Here is a 13,791-nt window from a genome sequence, read left to right as displayed (position 1 = left end):
ACATGCCGGCGACCATCACCGCCAGCGCGGTCCGCACCTGCTTCGGCGACGGCCCGGCCACCTTCGCGGCACTGCTGCGGGGTGCCTGCGGTGTCGCCCCGCTGCGGCGGGCGGACCCGGCCCGGGTGGGTGTCAGCCACGGCTACCCGATCGCCGACGACCGGCCGTTCGGCCCGAGCCGCTGGCTGACCGACTGCGTGGGCGAGGCACTCGCCGCCGCCGGTGTCGATCCGCGCCGACAGCGGGTGGTCAGCCTGGTCGGCAGCGGGCTGCGGGAGTCGGCGGAGGTGGAGCGGGCGGCCCTGGAGGGCAGGGTCGACTTTCGGACCGAGCGGCTGCACTTCGCCGGGGCGGTCAGCACCGTGGCGCCCGGCGTGCAGCGGGTGGTCACCCTGGCAAACGCGTGCAGCGCTGGCGGGCACGCCCTCGCCCTGGCGCAGGATCTGGTGGAGACCGGCGAGGCGGACGCGGTGCTGGTCGGCGGCACCGACGGCAGCACCGCCTCCATGCTCGCGATGATCGGTCGGGTGGCCAGCCGGCCGGCGCAACGGGTGCAGCCCTTCGACGCCGACCGGGCCGGCGTGCTGCTCGGCGACGGCGCGGCGGTCCTGGTGGTCGAGCCGGAACGGCCGGGCACCGGCCTGGCCCGGTTGCTCGCCACCGGGCTGTCCTGCGACGCCGGGCACGAGACGGCCCCCGACCCGGCAGGCATCCTGCGGGCCGTCCACGACGCGCACCGCCGTGCCGACCGCCGGCCCGACCAGGTCGACGTGGTGCTGGCACACGGCACCGGCACCGCGTTGAACGACGAGACCGAGGCGCGCGTCATCGAGGAGGTGTTCGCCGGCTGCGAACCCGGCCCCCTGGTCACCGCCGTGAAGGGCGCCGTCGGCCACACGTCCGGCGGGTCGGCGCTGCTCAGCGTCGCCATCGCCGTCGAGATCCTGCGGACCGGCCGGGTTCCGCCGGTGGTCGGCCTGACCCGGCCGGCGCCCGAAGCGGCCGGGCTGCGGCTGGTCCGTGACGCGGCCGTCCAGGCCGACCCGCGGGTGGCCCAGGTGGACGCGTTCGGCTTCGGCGGCCTCAACGCCGTCACCCTCCTGGAGGCGTTGCGATGACCGGCCGCACCGACGCCGCGCACCTCGCGCCGAGCCGGTCCACGCCGCCGGGCGGGTCGCCCGCCACCGAAGCGGGCCGGATCGCCGGAGCCGGCACCGATCCGGACCGGCCGGTGGCCGCCGTCCTGGCCGCTGCACTGCACCTGCCCGGAGTCGACCTACCAGACCTGGCGGGCCTGCCGGGCGGTGGAGCGGGGTCCTGGGCCGCCGACGAGGAGCCGGCCTGTCCTCCCGAGCGCGCCGCCGACCTGCTCGGCCGCAAGGGCCTGCTGGCCAAGGAGCCGGCCACCCGGCTCGCCCTCTGCGCCGTGCACCGGACGCTGGGCCTGCCGCCGAAGGCGCCGCGCAGGACCGGGCCGGCGGATCCGCGTACCGCCGTGGTGGTCAGCTCCAACCTGGGCAACGTCGCCACCGTCGGCGACATCGCGCGCCGGCTGCGCGAGGGTGGCCTGCGGGAGGTCGGGCCGCTGGAGGCGCCGAACGCCTCCAGCAACGTCATCGCTGGGGCGATCGCCATCTGGTTCCGCTTCGGCGGACCGAATCTCACCGTCTGCTCCGGGGCCACCGCCGGTCTGGACGCGATCTGGCTGGCCGGCCTGCTGCTGCGTACCGGGCGCGCCGACCGGGTGGTGGTGGTCGGCACGGAGCCGGACGATCCGCAGGCCCAGGCCCTGCACGCCGCCCGGGAGGGTGCCGTCGCCGGGCGGCCACTGCGGGCCGGCGCGGCCTGCCTGCTGCTCGGCCCGGTCGACGCGCCGCAGCGACCGTTGGCCCTGCTGGGGCCGGTCCGGACGGGCGTACCCGTCGACGGCCCCCCGCACGCGCCCCTGGTCGACTCGACCGTCCTGGCGGGTGACCACTACGGTGCCGCCGGAGTCGTGCACACCGCGCTGGCCGTACGGCTGAGCGGCGGCGAGGCGACGAGCGTGACGGTCCGCTGCGGCGACCCCGTCGACGGTGTCCGCGAGCTGAGCGTCCTGGCGGCCCGGCGATGAGCGGCACGCCACCCCCGGTCGCAGTGCACCGGCTCGCGGGCCCGGACGCCGGGGCGCCGACCGTGCTGCTCGCGCATGGCATGTCCGACGCCTGGCGGAGCTGGCGGCCCCTGGCGGCGCGGCTGCCCAGCGGCTGGCGGCTGCTCGCGGCCGAGCTGCCGTGGAAGGCCGGCACCGACCACGGCTGGCGGCGTCGGGGCACCCCCGGGTCCTGGCTGGCGGCCACCGTACGCGCCATGGCCACCCCGCCCGACGTCGTGGTCGGGCACTCGCTCGGCGCGAACGCCGTGCTGGAGATGCTGGCCACCGAACCGGACGTGTCGCCGCGCGGCGCGATGCTCATCGCGCCGTTCTACTGCCCGCCCGACCTGCCGATCACCTGGGCGGTGCACGAACGAGCGCAGGCCAACTTCGTCCAGATCATCGACGACGGGCTCCGCAACCGCCTCGGCTCCCGGCTGGCCGACCTGGACGCGGAGACCCTGGCCGCCATGCGGGACATCATGGTGGACCGGATCGGGCCGGTCGGCTTCACGACGCTGTTCGACCATTTCACCGCGACCGCCAACCTTCCGCTGCACGCGGTGACCGTGCCGACCATGGTGCTCACCGGCGGCCGGGACCCCGGCCTGGACGGCCCGCGCGTCGGCGCGCTCCGGGCACAACTGCCCGACGCGCACGTCGTCGTCGAGTCCGAGTTCCACCACTTCTGTCATCTCGACCGGGCGGCCGAGGTGGCCCGACACGTCGCGGGCTTCGTCGAGAAGGTCTGCCCCGACCCCGCGATCCGAGGAGGTACGCCGTGACCACGGCGGTTGAGAAAACATCCGTGACGCTGTCCGCCCGGCCGGGGTTCGAGGGCGCGAACATCCGCACCTGGATCGGGTTCAAACACTTCGCGTACCTGGTGGAGCAGGGCGTCCTGCGGTGGTTCCGGGAGCAGGGGCACGGCCCTGGCCGGCTGTACCACGAGCACGGGGTGGGGTTGTCGATCCGGGACTGCTCGCTGCTGCTGCCCGCCGTACTCGACGTCGACGACGAGGCCACGGTGGTGGCGACGCCCTCCGCCAACGGCCGGTTCGCGGTCCGGATGAGTGTCCGCCGCGACGCGGACGTCACCGTGTGCCGGGCCCGGGTGCGGGTCGCTTTGGTCCGGGAGGCGGACGTACCGCACAGGGCGCCGCTGCCGGCTGAGCTGTCCGGCATGGTGGAGGAGCCGGCCGCCGGCGAGCCTGGCGTCGCCGCCGGTGCGGATCCGGCCGAGACCCTGCGCGCCGTCGGCGCGGGCTTCGTGTGGCCCTGGCGGGTGCCCTACTTCTACTGCCAGTACTCCCAGCGCATGCAGCACTCCGGGTACGTCCGCCTGCTCGAGGAGGTGGTCGACCGGTACCTCGCCGACCGAGGCGTGTCGGTGGGCCGGATGCTGCGCGAGCGGGGCTGGATCCCGGTGGTCTCCCGGGCCCGGATCGAGGTGCTCGGCGACGCCCACCTCGACGAGCCCATGTGGATCACCTTCACCGTCACCGACGTGCTCAAGGACGTCACGTACGACGCACGGATGGACTGTCACGTGCTGCGCCAGGGACGCCTGGCCCGGGTGGCGACGGCCAGCATCCTGCACGGGTACGCCGTCAGCCGGGGCCCGGAGGCGGGCCGGCTGGCCACCCTTGACCCGGACACCGTGGCGGCCCTGACCGGCGAGGTTCGGTGATGGCCGCGAAGCGACCCCGCCTGTACTTCTCCTTCCGCAGCCCGTACAGCTGGCTGGCGGTGGAGCGGCTGACCCGGGCGCTCGGCCGGCCGCACGAGGTGCTGGAGTTCGTCCCCTACTGGGATCCGGACGCCCGAACCGAGGCGGCGCTGACTGCCCGTGGCGGCGCCTTCCACTACGTCCAGATGAGCAAGCCGAAGCACCTGTACCTGCTGCAGGACGCCAAGCGGCAGGCCCAGCGGCTGGACCTGCCGATGCGCTGGCCGATCGACATCGACCCGTGGTGGGAGGTGCCGCACCTGGGCTGGCTGGCCGCCCGGGAGCGGGGTGCGGGGGAGGCGTTCTACCGGGAGGTGATCGCCGCCCGCTGGCAGCGGGGCGAGGACGTGTGCACATCGGAGGTGATCGCCCAGGTCGCCGAGCGGGCCGGGGTGGACCCGGCTGTGGTGCTCGGCGCGGTCGAGGACTCCGCGGTCCGGGCCGCCGGGGTGGACTGCCTGCTGCGGGCGTACGAGGAGGACATCTTCGGCATTCCCTACCTGCGGCTGGGCCCGCACCGGTTCTGGGGCGTGGACCGGGTGGACGACTTCCTCGCCGCGTATGCCGAGCGGACCGGCACGCCGGTCACCACACCCGCGCCACCCGCGGTGCCGGCGGGCGTGGGCGGGTACGACACCGACACCGGAGGCGGCTGTGGCTGAGCGACGAGACCCGCTACAGGAACGCGCTCACCGCCGGCGGCAGTTGGCGCTGACGTTGCGTGCCTTCGCCCTGGCCGGGTTCGACGAGGGCGCCGGAGGCCACGTCACCGCCCGGGACCCGATCGAGCCGGACACCTTCTGGATCAACCCGTTCGGCCGGCACTTCGGCCACGTCCGCGACGACGACCTGCTGCGGGTCGACCACACGGGGGACGTGGTCGACGGCTCGGGCCGGATCAACCCTGCCGGGTACGCCATCCACTCGGCCATCCACAAGGCACGCCCGGACGTGGTGGCCGCCGCGCACACCCACTCGATCCACGGTCGGGCGTTCTCGGCGCTGGGCCGGCCGCTCGCCCCGATCACCCAGGACGCCTGCGCGTTCTTCGAGGACCACGAGGTCCACGACGAGTACGGCGGGGTGGTCCTGGACGGCGCGGAAGGTGACCGGATCGCGGCGACGCTGGGCACCGGCAAGGCGGTCGTCCTGCGCAACCACGGCCTGCTCACGGTCGGCGGTTCGGTGGCCGAGGCGGCCTGGTGGTTTCTGGCGATGGAGCGCTGCTGCCAGGTCCAGTTGCTCGCCCAGGCGGCCGGTGACCTGGTGGTGATCCCCGCCGACGCGGCCCGGGCCGCCCGGGCGGACATCGGCACCCCGCAGATCGCCCGACTGAACTTCCGGCCGGTCGCGGAGCACGTCATGGCCGTCAGCCCCGACCTCACGAACCGAACCACGCGCAGACAGGAGTGACGAGTGGCCGAGCTGCTGAAGACCATGGTCCGGGACCGGGCCGGCGACGTCGCGCTGACCGACGAGCGGACCACGCGGACGTGGGCGGAGCTGGACCGGTCGGTCGACCGGTGGGTCGGCGTGCTGCGCGGGGCCGGCCTGAACGAGGGTGACCGAGTGGCGTTCGTGCTCGGCAACCGGCACGAGACCTTCGAGGCGTTGCTGGCGTGCGTGCACGCGGGACTGGTGGCGGTACCGGTCAACTGGCACCTCACCGCGCCGGAGATCGCCCACATCCTGACCGACTGCGACGCCCGGGCGGTGCTCACCGAGGCGACGTACGCCGCGACGATGCGCGAGGCGGTGGCTCGCACAGCGGCGGGGCCTGACCTGTTGGTGACGGTCGACGGTGGGGACGGCTTCACAGCGGTGGACGACCTGCCGGCGGGCCCGGGGGTTCCGGCGGTCTCCGGTGGCGTGCTGCTCTACACCTCGGGCACCAGCGGACGCCCCAAGGGAGTGGTCAATCCGCTGCTCACGGTCGGCGCCCCGATCGACCGGGTGGCCGCCACCACCGAGGCGCTCGGCGGCGGGCTGGGCATCCCGACCGAGGGGCAGGCCCTGCTGGTCGGTCCCTGGTACCACTCGGCGCAGCTGTTCTTCGCCCAGTTTCCGCTGCTGCGTGGCTGCGGGCTGGTGATACGCCGCGGGTTCGACCCGGTCGAGGTGCTGCGACTCATCGACGAAGAGAAGATCACGATCAGCCATCTGGTGCCGACCCAGTTCATCCGCCTGCTCCGGGTCGACGCCGCCGCCCGGGCGGCGTTCTCCGGTGCCAGCCTCACCCGGATCTGGCACGGCGGCGGCCCCTGCCCGCCGGAGACCAAACGGGCGATGATCGACTGGTGGGGGCCGGTGTTCGTGGAGTACTACGCCGCAACCGAGGCCGGCATCGTCACCCTCGCCGACTCGCACACCTGGCTCGCCCGGCCGGGCACGGTGGGCCGGCCGGCGCCGCCCACCGAGGTGATGGTGGTCGACGACGAGGGCCGGCCGGTGCCCGCCGGGCAGGAGGGGCGGGTTGCCGTCCGGCGGCCTCCGGGCCGCGGATTCCACTACCACAACGCCCCGGAGCAGACCGAGCAGGCGCACGTCGCCCCGCACACCTTCACCGTCGGCGACCTCGGCCGCCTGGACGAGGACGGCTACCTGTTCCTCACCGGCCGCTCGGCGGAGCTGATCGTCACCGGCGGGGTGAACGTCTACCCGGCCGAGGTGGAGGCGGTGCTGCTGACCCACCCTGCCGTGCAGGACGGGGTGGTCATCGGGGTGCCGGACGAGGAGTTCGGCGAGCAGGTCCGGGCGGTGGTGCAGCTCGACCCGGGGTGGCCGGCCAGGGACATCGACCGGGTCCTGGACGCGTACTGCCGGGCCAGCCTGGCCGGGTTCAAGGTGCCGCGCTCGTATGAGGTGGTCGACCGGATCCCCCGCGAGCCCACCGGCAAGCTGCCCCGGCGGGCGTTGCGGGACCGCTACCGGCAGGCTCCGGTGTCGCCGAGTCTGCTCGCGGACCCGGCCAGCTACCTGAGCGGCGTGCCGCACGACGAGTTCGCCCGTCGCCGACGGGAGGCGCCGGTGGCCTGGGTCGACGAGGTCGAGCTGACCCGCACCGACCAGGACCGGTCGGTGCGCTCCCGGGGCCGGGGCTTCTGGGCGGTCACCCGGTACGCCGCGGTGTCCGAGGTGTCCCGCGACCCGGCGACGTTCTCGTCGGCGGCCGGCGGGGCGTTCCTCGCGGACCCCCGGACCCCGGAGGACCTGCAGCGCAACCGGCAGCTTCTGATCAACATGGACGCTCCGGAGCACGCCTGGGTGCGCCGGCTGGTGGCGGGGGCGTTCACCCCGCGCGCGGTGGGGCGCCTGGGCGAGCTGGTCACCTGGCACGCCGAGGAGGTGGTCTCACGGGCGGTGGCCGCCCGGGAGATCGACGTGGTGGCGGACCTCGCGGCCGAGTTGCCGCTGCTCGTCCTCACCGACCTGCTCGGCATGCCGCAGGCGGACCGCACGCTGCTGTTCGAGTGGAGCAACAACCTGGTCGGGTTCGACGATCCACGCTACGGCGGTGGCAGTGTGCAGCGGTACCGGGACACCTTCGCCGCCGCCTTCGGGTACGTCCGGGAGCTGGCGGCCGAGCGGCGGGCCCGGCCGACCGACGACCTGCTCAGCCTGCTGGTGCACGCCGAGGCCGACGGCCGGGGCCTGACCGACGCGCAACTGTGCCAGCTCTGGCTGCTGCTGGTCATCGCCGGCAACGAGACCACCCGGCATCTGATCTCCAACGGGGTGCAGGCGCTGCTGGAGCACCCCGAGCAGCGGGATCGGCTGATCGCTGACCCCGACCTGACCGGGACCGCCGTGGAGGAGCTGCTGCGTTGGACCACGCCGATCATGCAGTTCCGGCGGACCGCCACCCGCGACACGGTCCTCGACGGCACCCGGATCGCCGCCGGGGACAAGGTGGTCATCTACTACGCCTCGGCCAACCGGGACCCCGCCACGTTCACCGACCCCGATCGGCTGGACCTCGGCCGCGATCCCAACCCGCACCTGGCGTTCGGCATCGGCCCGCACTTCTGCCTGGGCGCGCACCTGGCCCGGCTGGAGATGGCGGCCTTCCTCACCGCGATCCGTCCGCATCTGGCCCGGCTGCGACTGACCGGACCGGTGCGCCGGATGCGGACCAATTTCATGAACGCCATCACCGCGATGCCCGCGCGCTTCGACGCCCCGCCGGAAGGGGAGTGACCTCATGCCACTGGACCTGCACTGGTTCCTGCCGTCGCACGGCGACGGCCGTGACCTGGCCGAGCCGGCCCGGGGCGGTGCCCGGCCGACCCGGGTGACCCGGCGGCCGCCGGACATCGGCTATCTGGCTCAGGTGGCCCGCGCCGCCGACCGGCTGGGGTTCACCAGCGTGCTCACTCCGGCCGGACTGTTCTGTGAGGACCCGTGGGTGGTGGCGTCCGCGTTGGCCGCGCAGACCGAGCGGCTGAAGTTCATGATCGCGCTGCGGCCAGGGCTCGCCTCGCCCACGCTGGTCGCCCAGATGGCCGCGACCCTGCAACGCCTCTCCGCCGGCCGGGTGCTGCTCAACATCGTCGCCGGCAGCGACCCGGACGAGCAGCGCCGCTACGGCGACTGGCTGGACCACGACGCCCGCTACGCCCGGGCGGAGGAGTTCCTCGCCGTGCTGGGTGGCCTCTGGGGCGGCCAGCCTGTCGACCACAGCGGCGAGCACTACCGGATGAAGGGCGCGTTGCTGGCCCGGCCGCCGGCCACCGCGCCGGCCGTGTTCCTGGGCGGGTCCTCACCGGCGGCTCAGCGGGCGGCGGCTCGGCACGCGGACGTCTACCTGGCCTGGGGTGAGACACCGGCCCAGCTCGGGGAGCTGCTGGGTCGGGCGCGTGACCTGGCGGCGGAGGGCGGTCGGACGCTGCGCACCGGAAGTCGCCTGCACGTGATCACCAGGGACACCGCCCGGGAGGCGTGGGCCGAGGCGGACCGGCTGCTCGCCGGCGTCGACTCGACGCGGATCGCCGCCGCCCGCCAGCGGTTCGCGCGTACCGACTCGGAGGGGCAGCGGCGGGCGGCGGCGCTGCACGCGGGCGGCAACGCCCGGATGGAGGTGTACCCGAACGTCTGGGCGGGCTACTCGCTGATCCGACCGGGTGCCGGCGCTGCGCTGGTGGGCAGCCACGAGGAGGTCGCGGAGCGGATCGCCGAATACCACGCCGCCGGGGTCGAGCACCTGATCCTGTCCGGACAGCCGCACCTGGAGGAGGCGTACTGGTTCGGCGAGGGGGTGCTGCCGCTGCTGCGGCACGACGGTCTCCTCGATGCCGAGGCCGCGCGACCCCCGGAGCTGGCGGTGGGCCGATGACGCCATCCGTCACGGAACGGCCGATGACCGTGCTGATCGGCAATCCGAAGCCGCACTCCCGGACGCGGACCGTCGCTCTGGCCACCGCGGCGGCCCTGCATGCCCGGCTGACCCACTGCCCGACCCCGGTCGGCGCGCCGACGATGATCGACCTGTCCGAGCTGACGGCCGAGCTGGTCGGTCAGGGCAGCCGGCCGGAGACCCTCGACGAAGTGTTGGAGGCGGTACGCCGACCAGGGCTGCTACTGGTGGCCAGCCCCACGTTCAAGGCGGCTTACAGCGGCCTGCTGAAGCTCTTCGTCGACGTGCTGCCCCGGGGCGCGCTCACCGGGGTGGTGGCCGTGCCGTTGATGACCGCAGCCCGGTCCGGTCACCGGCACGTCGTCGACACCTACCTGGGCACCCTGTTGGCCGAGGCGGGTGCGTGCGTACCCGCGCCAGGTCTGTGCGTACTCGAGCGGGAATTCGACACGGCGGAGGTCGGCATCGAGCTGTGGGTGGACCGGGCTGCGCCTGCCGTGGTGGACGCGCTGGCCGACGTGCCCGACCCGGCGGCCGAGCCCGGCGTCAGCCGGCGTTGACCTCGGTGTCGTGCTTGCGGCGCATCCGGCTGATCCAGCCCTGCGCCGTGTGCACCGGGACGTCGAAGTGCTCGGCCACCCGGCTGATCGTGCCGACCTGCTCGTAGACCGCCTCCAGGTCCGCCGGGTCGGGTGCCCGGCGGTAGGCGCGCCCGGCCTTGAGCCGACTGAGCCGCTCCGGTTCGCCGGCCCGGCGGGCCGGGCGGGGCGGTGGGGGCACGGCGGCGGCGGTCGCGGCGGTGGTCGCGGGGACCGGCCCGACCGTCACGGCCGGGCGGGAGGCCGTTGGCAGGGCGCCGCCGACCGGGCGGCTCTTCTCCCGGTCCTGCGGCGGGATGAAGGCGCGCAGCAGGGCGTCGAAGTCGACGTACGGCAGCTCGCCGGTCAGGCCGGCGCTCTGTGGCGCCCGGACGGTGAGCTCCCGCACGACTGGGTGGCCGTTTCCGGTCTCCAGACGGACGACGGTCTGCGCCACCGGGCCGGTGATCTCCTCACCGTCGTCCTGCACGGGCACGATGGTGATGATGTATTGACTCACGACGATGCCTTTCCTGCGCATCTCCGGTTGAGCCAGTGCGGCTTCCGGCCCGCCGGTCAGCCCTGTCGGGTCTGGCCGGTAGTGGGAGACAAGATATCAGATTCTGGCTGCCAGAAGGCGAGATATCCGACACTCGCCACGGTACGCCTATCCTTCATCTCCGTTTGATTGTGGGCATCACCGATCAAATCGGGTTCTCCGGGGAGTGGACCCACGATCCTCGCCAGACCCTTGATGGTTGACTGCCCCGGAGACCAGCAGCGCCGCCAGCCCGGCCCGCGACGACACCCCCGTCTTGCGGAAGATGCGGGTGAGATGGGCCTCCACCGTCTTGACCGTCACGTACACCTGCTCCGCCGCCTCGGCGTTGCTCGCACCCGCCGCCACCAGGCGGGCGATGTCCCACTCCCGACGCGTCAGGGTCAGTTCCCCACCGGCGGTCGCGTCCGGCAGACGCCCCGCCGCCCCGGCCGCACGACTCTGCTCGCTGGCCACCGCCCGCCGCAACGGCGGGGAGTCGATCAGCTCAGCGATGCGGCGTGTCTCGGCGAGTTCGACCTCCGCCGCCGCCCACTCCCGGGCCTCGCACAGGGCACGTGCCCGCACCAGCCGCGCCGACGCCTCCTCCAGTCGCCAACCCAGGGTCGCGAACGTGTCCGCCGCGGCGGCGGCCAACTCCGCCGCGCGCCGCGGATCGACCTCCAGGGCCAGCCGGGCCCGGGCGGTCCGGGTCAGGGCGCTCTGCCCCCGCAACCCCAACCGCTCGGCGTACCGCTCCGCCACGTCCAGCCAGCGCGTCGCCTCGTCCCGACGGCCGGCCTTGTGGGCCATCTCGGCCAGGGCCGAGGCCCAGCACGCACGGTTGGTCAGCTCGACCTGATCGAGATCGTCCCCGCCGCAGGCCCGCAGCAGCATCGACGTCGAGCCGGCCCGGTCACCGGAGAGGAACCGCAAGCGGATCGACACGCGCTGGCTCGCTCCGTCGTACCAGTTTTCCCGCCGGGTGCTGGAATCCAGAACGGCGATGTCGGCCAGATGGCGGGCCGCCGCCGGGCCGCTGCGCCACGCCACCCCGATCGCCCGGTACGCGCGCGCCAGCGCCACCAACGGGTCGATGCCCATGGCGACGGCCACCTCCTCGGCGTCCTCGCCCTCGACCTGGGCCCGGTCGAGGTTGCCCAGCCTGCCGGTCACCGCGCACCTGCCGATCAGCAGCCAGGGGGTCAGCGCCACCAGGCCAGCACGACAACAGATGTCCAGCGCCCGGTCGAAGTGGTGCAGGGCGGAGCGTTCCCGCTCGTGGAAGTACTCGGCCCAGCCCAGCAGGGCCAGCAGGTCCGGGTGCTGGGCGAGGTCGGTGTCGGCGAACGCGTCCACCTCGGCCGACGCCCGGTCCAGCGTCTCCCGCACCGGGATCCCGCAGTCGGTGTACGCCGCCACGAACGCCTGCACCACCGCCGCCGTCGTGGCGCAGACGGGCTCGCCGGTCTGCTCGGCCAGCAGGTCCAGGCGCCGTGCGTGCTCCGCCGCGCCCGCCGATCCACAGAGGACACCGGCGATCGCGGCCTCGACGGTCAGCGAGAAGTGGGTGTGCGGCTCGACCCCTTCGTCCCGGTGCGGCAGCAGCAGCGCGTACGCGTCGAATGGCCGGCCCAGCAGCCGCTCCACGCGCGCCCGCGCGGCCAACGCCCGCAGCCGCTGGTCGCAGTCGGCGAGCGGGCGGCGGCTGAGCTCCTGCAGCAGGGTGCGGGCCTGGCGCAGTTGGCCCGTGCCGACCAGCGCGTCGGCCATGGCGAACCCCAGCCGCGTGCGGCGTGGCTCGGTGACCTCGGCGGCGGGCAGCAGCCGTTGGACGTTCGTCAACCACCGGATCGCGTCGAGTCGGGGCACCAGCCTGGTCTCCGCCGCCTCGATCAGCGCGTCGGCGGTCGCCGGCTCGGCGCACTGCCCGCTGGCCGACAGGTGCTCGGCGTACCGGGTGACCGGATGTCCGGCGTCGCGCAGGACGCTCGCCGCAGTGGCGTGCAGGCGACGCCGCCGGCCAGGGGGGAGCGGGCGGTACACCACGGCGCGGTCCACCTCGTGCCGGAACCGCAGGGTCGACGCCTCGGTGGAGTCGGTTCGCAACAGGTCGGCGGCCACCAGCGCGTCGAGCAGGTCGCTGGTGACCTCCGGGCCGCGTTCGGCCAGCGCCCCTGCCAGCGCCGGCTCGAACCCGTCCGGGCACACCGAGACGGCCTCCAGCATCTGCCGCTGCTCGTCGGTCAGGCCGTCGAGGTCGAGCTGGACGGCGCTGGTGACGTCGACAGGCAGCTCGGCGGGCAGGTCACGCAGGGCGGCGACCGGGCCGTCCAGGGCGCCCGGCCGGTAGGCGAGAACGTACCGGGGCACACCGCCGGAGAGCCCGTGCACCCGCTGGGCGGCGCGTCCCTCCGGCAACCCGAGCAGCGCGGCGACGCTGGCGGGATCGAGTGGAGTCAGGGTGACGGCCCGGCGGCTCAGCTGGATCCCGGCGGCGAGCGCGGCCCGTACGCGGGACGGCATCTGCCGCGGTCGGTACGCGGTGATCCACAGCAGACCGGGGGGCGGCGCCTGCGCGAGTCGGCCCAGCAGCGCTGCCGTTGCGGGTGACACGGTGTGCAGGTCGTCCAGGAGCAGCAGCAGCGGCGGGCACGTCTGGGCCGCCCCGGGCAGGTCGGTTGCGGGCGGGTCCAGCAGTGTGCCGAGGGCCCGCTCGACCTGGTCCCCGTCCCGCCCGGCGGCAGCGAGCACCGGCACGCCGGCGCGTCGGGCCCGCGCGGCGACCTCGCGCAGCAGCCGCGTCTTGCCCGTGCCGGGGTCGCCCACGAACTCGATCATGGTCGGCTGACCGTTGCGGACACCGGCCAGTGCCCGGTCGAACAGGTCGAGCGCGCAGTTGCGGCCGACCAGGGACTCGAGAGGGTCGCCCGACGGTGTCGGGGCGAGTTCCTCCTCGCTGGTGTTCATCGGCCACCCACGGCGCACCCTCGCGCGGCGCCGCCCGCCGACGCACGCCGCCGGGTGGGCGCGGTCGGAGGCACGCCGTGCGGGGCGGGAACGGCCGGACGGCCTGGTCGGGCGCGACAACGCGGCATGCTTCGGTCCAGCTTCAACTGCCACCCTCCAGGATCTGTCCCGTTCGGGCCTCTCGGCATGCCCGATACCAGCGGTGCCAATTGCCGGCGCTCGGGTGAGCGGCAGATGCAACTCTATGTGAGCAAGCCAACAACAGCGATCGCGCGACCGGTTGGTCCTATTACCGAAGAGAGCAGATGTTGATACCCAAAAATCGAAAATGCGGACTTCGTTGTCGACGCAGCGCGTACCCGCCGTCGCGCTGAGTTCACGACAATGTGGGGTTTCCCCTACTGTCGCATCGGTCCTCGTCGCTTAATGTCGAACCCGGCGGTGCGACGCCTACGGGGGGACTTCGGATGACCGTTCATTACCGATCCT

At 74.0% G+C, this 13,791-nt stretch carries 11 protein-coding genes; 9 read left to right on the top strand and 2 right to left on the bottom strand.

Annotated features, from left to right (window positions below; all coding sequences use genetic code 11):
- The first annotated feature begins 2 nt into the window (after positions 1 to 2).
- Genes OG990_RS11025 through OG990_RS10985 form a run of 9 tightly spaced genes read left to right on the top strand, consistent with a single transcriptional unit; the run spans position 3 to position 9,776 of the window.
- Positions 3 to 1,118 (top strand): beta-ketoacyl synthase N-terminal-like domain-containing protein, encoded by a 1,116-nt coding sequence (locus OG990_RS11025; RefSeq protein ID WP_406080250.1) that lies wholly within the window; start codon positions 3 to 5, stop codon positions 1,116 to 1,118.
- Positions 1,115 to 2,113, top strand: coding sequence for a beta-ketoacyl synthase N-terminal-like domain-containing protein (locus OG990_RS11020; protein ID WP_406080249.1), 999 nt, complete (start codon positions 1,115 to 1,117; stop codon positions 2,111 to 2,113). Before OG990_RS11025 ends, OG990_RS11020 begins: the two co-directional genes overlap by 4 nt.
- Positions 2,110 to 2,919, top strand: a complete 810-nt coding sequence (locus tag OG990_RS11015; protein ID WP_406080248.1) for an alpha/beta fold hydrolase — start codon at positions 2,110 to 2,112, stop codon at positions 2,917 to 2,919. Before OG990_RS11020 ends, OG990_RS11015 begins: the two co-directional genes overlap by 4 nt.
- A complete protein-coding gene (locus OG990_RS11010; protein ID WP_406080247.1) occupies positions 2,916 to 3,824 on the top strand; it encodes an acyl-CoA thioesterase in 909 nt (302 codons plus the stop codon). Before OG990_RS11015 ends, OG990_RS11010 begins: the two co-directional genes overlap by 4 nt.
- Complete coding sequence (locus OG990_RS11005; RefSeq protein WP_406080246.1) at positions 3,824 to 4,525, top strand: 2-hydroxychromene-2-carboxylate isomerase; 702 nt, start codon at positions 3,824 to 3,826, stop codon at positions 4,523 to 4,525. Before OG990_RS11010 ends, OG990_RS11005 begins: the two co-directional genes overlap by 1 nt.
- Entirely contained in the window at positions 4,518 to 5,276 is a 759-nt protein-coding gene (locus tag OG990_RS11000) for a class II aldolase/adducin family protein (protein WP_406080244.1), read from the top strand. The genes OG990_RS11005 and OG990_RS11000 overlap by 8 nt, the downstream gene beginning before the upstream one ends.
- A gap of 3 nt (positions 5,277 to 5,279) precedes the next feature.
- Entirely contained in the window at positions 5,280 to 8,060 is a 2,781-nt protein-coding gene (locus OG990_RS10995; protein ID WP_406080243.1) for a cytochrome P450, read from the top strand.
- A 4-nt stretch (positions 8,061 to 8,064) separates the two neighbouring features.
- On the top strand, positions 8,065 to 9,195 hold the full coding sequence (locus OG990_RS10990; protein WP_406080242.1) for an LLM class flavin-dependent oxidoreductase: 1,131 nt from the start codon (positions 8,065 to 8,067) through the stop codon (positions 9,193 to 9,195).
- 23 nt (positions 9,196 to 9,218) lie between these two features.
- On the top strand, positions 9,219 to 9,776 hold the full coding sequence (locus OG990_RS10985; RefSeq protein WP_406080240.1) for an NAD(P)H-dependent oxidoreductase: 558 nt from the start codon (positions 9,219 to 9,221) through the stop codon (positions 9,774 to 9,776).
- On the opposite strand, the gene OG990_RS10980 is transcribed toward OG990_RS10985, so the two are convergent.
- Both OG990_RS10980 and OG990_RS10975 read right to left on the bottom strand, forming a co-directional pair.
- A complete protein-coding gene (locus OG990_RS10980; protein WP_406080238.1) occupies positions 9,763 to 10,314 on the bottom strand; it encodes a hypothetical protein in 552 nt (183 codons plus the stop codon). The genes OG990_RS10985 and OG990_RS10980 overlap by 14 nt on opposite strands.
- Positions 10,315 to 10,491: 177 nt before the next feature.
- Positions 10,492 to 13,302, bottom strand: a complete 2,811-nt coding sequence (locus tag OG990_RS10975) for a LuxR C-terminal-related transcriptional regulator (RefSeq protein WP_406080237.1) — start codon at positions 13,300 to 13,302, stop codon at positions 10,492 to 10,494.
- Between the last annotated feature and the right edge of the window lie 489 nt (positions 13,303 to 13,791).

Origin of the sequence: Micromonospora sp. NBC_00858 (genome assembly GCF_045207365.1) — a bacterium.
Classification (GTDB): Bacteria; Actinomycetota; Actinomycetes; order Mycobacteriales; family Micromonosporaceae; genus Micromonospora.
The sequence above is the reverse complement of the archived record's forward strand: the minus strand, read 5'-3'. Positions and strand labels throughout refer to the sequence as shown.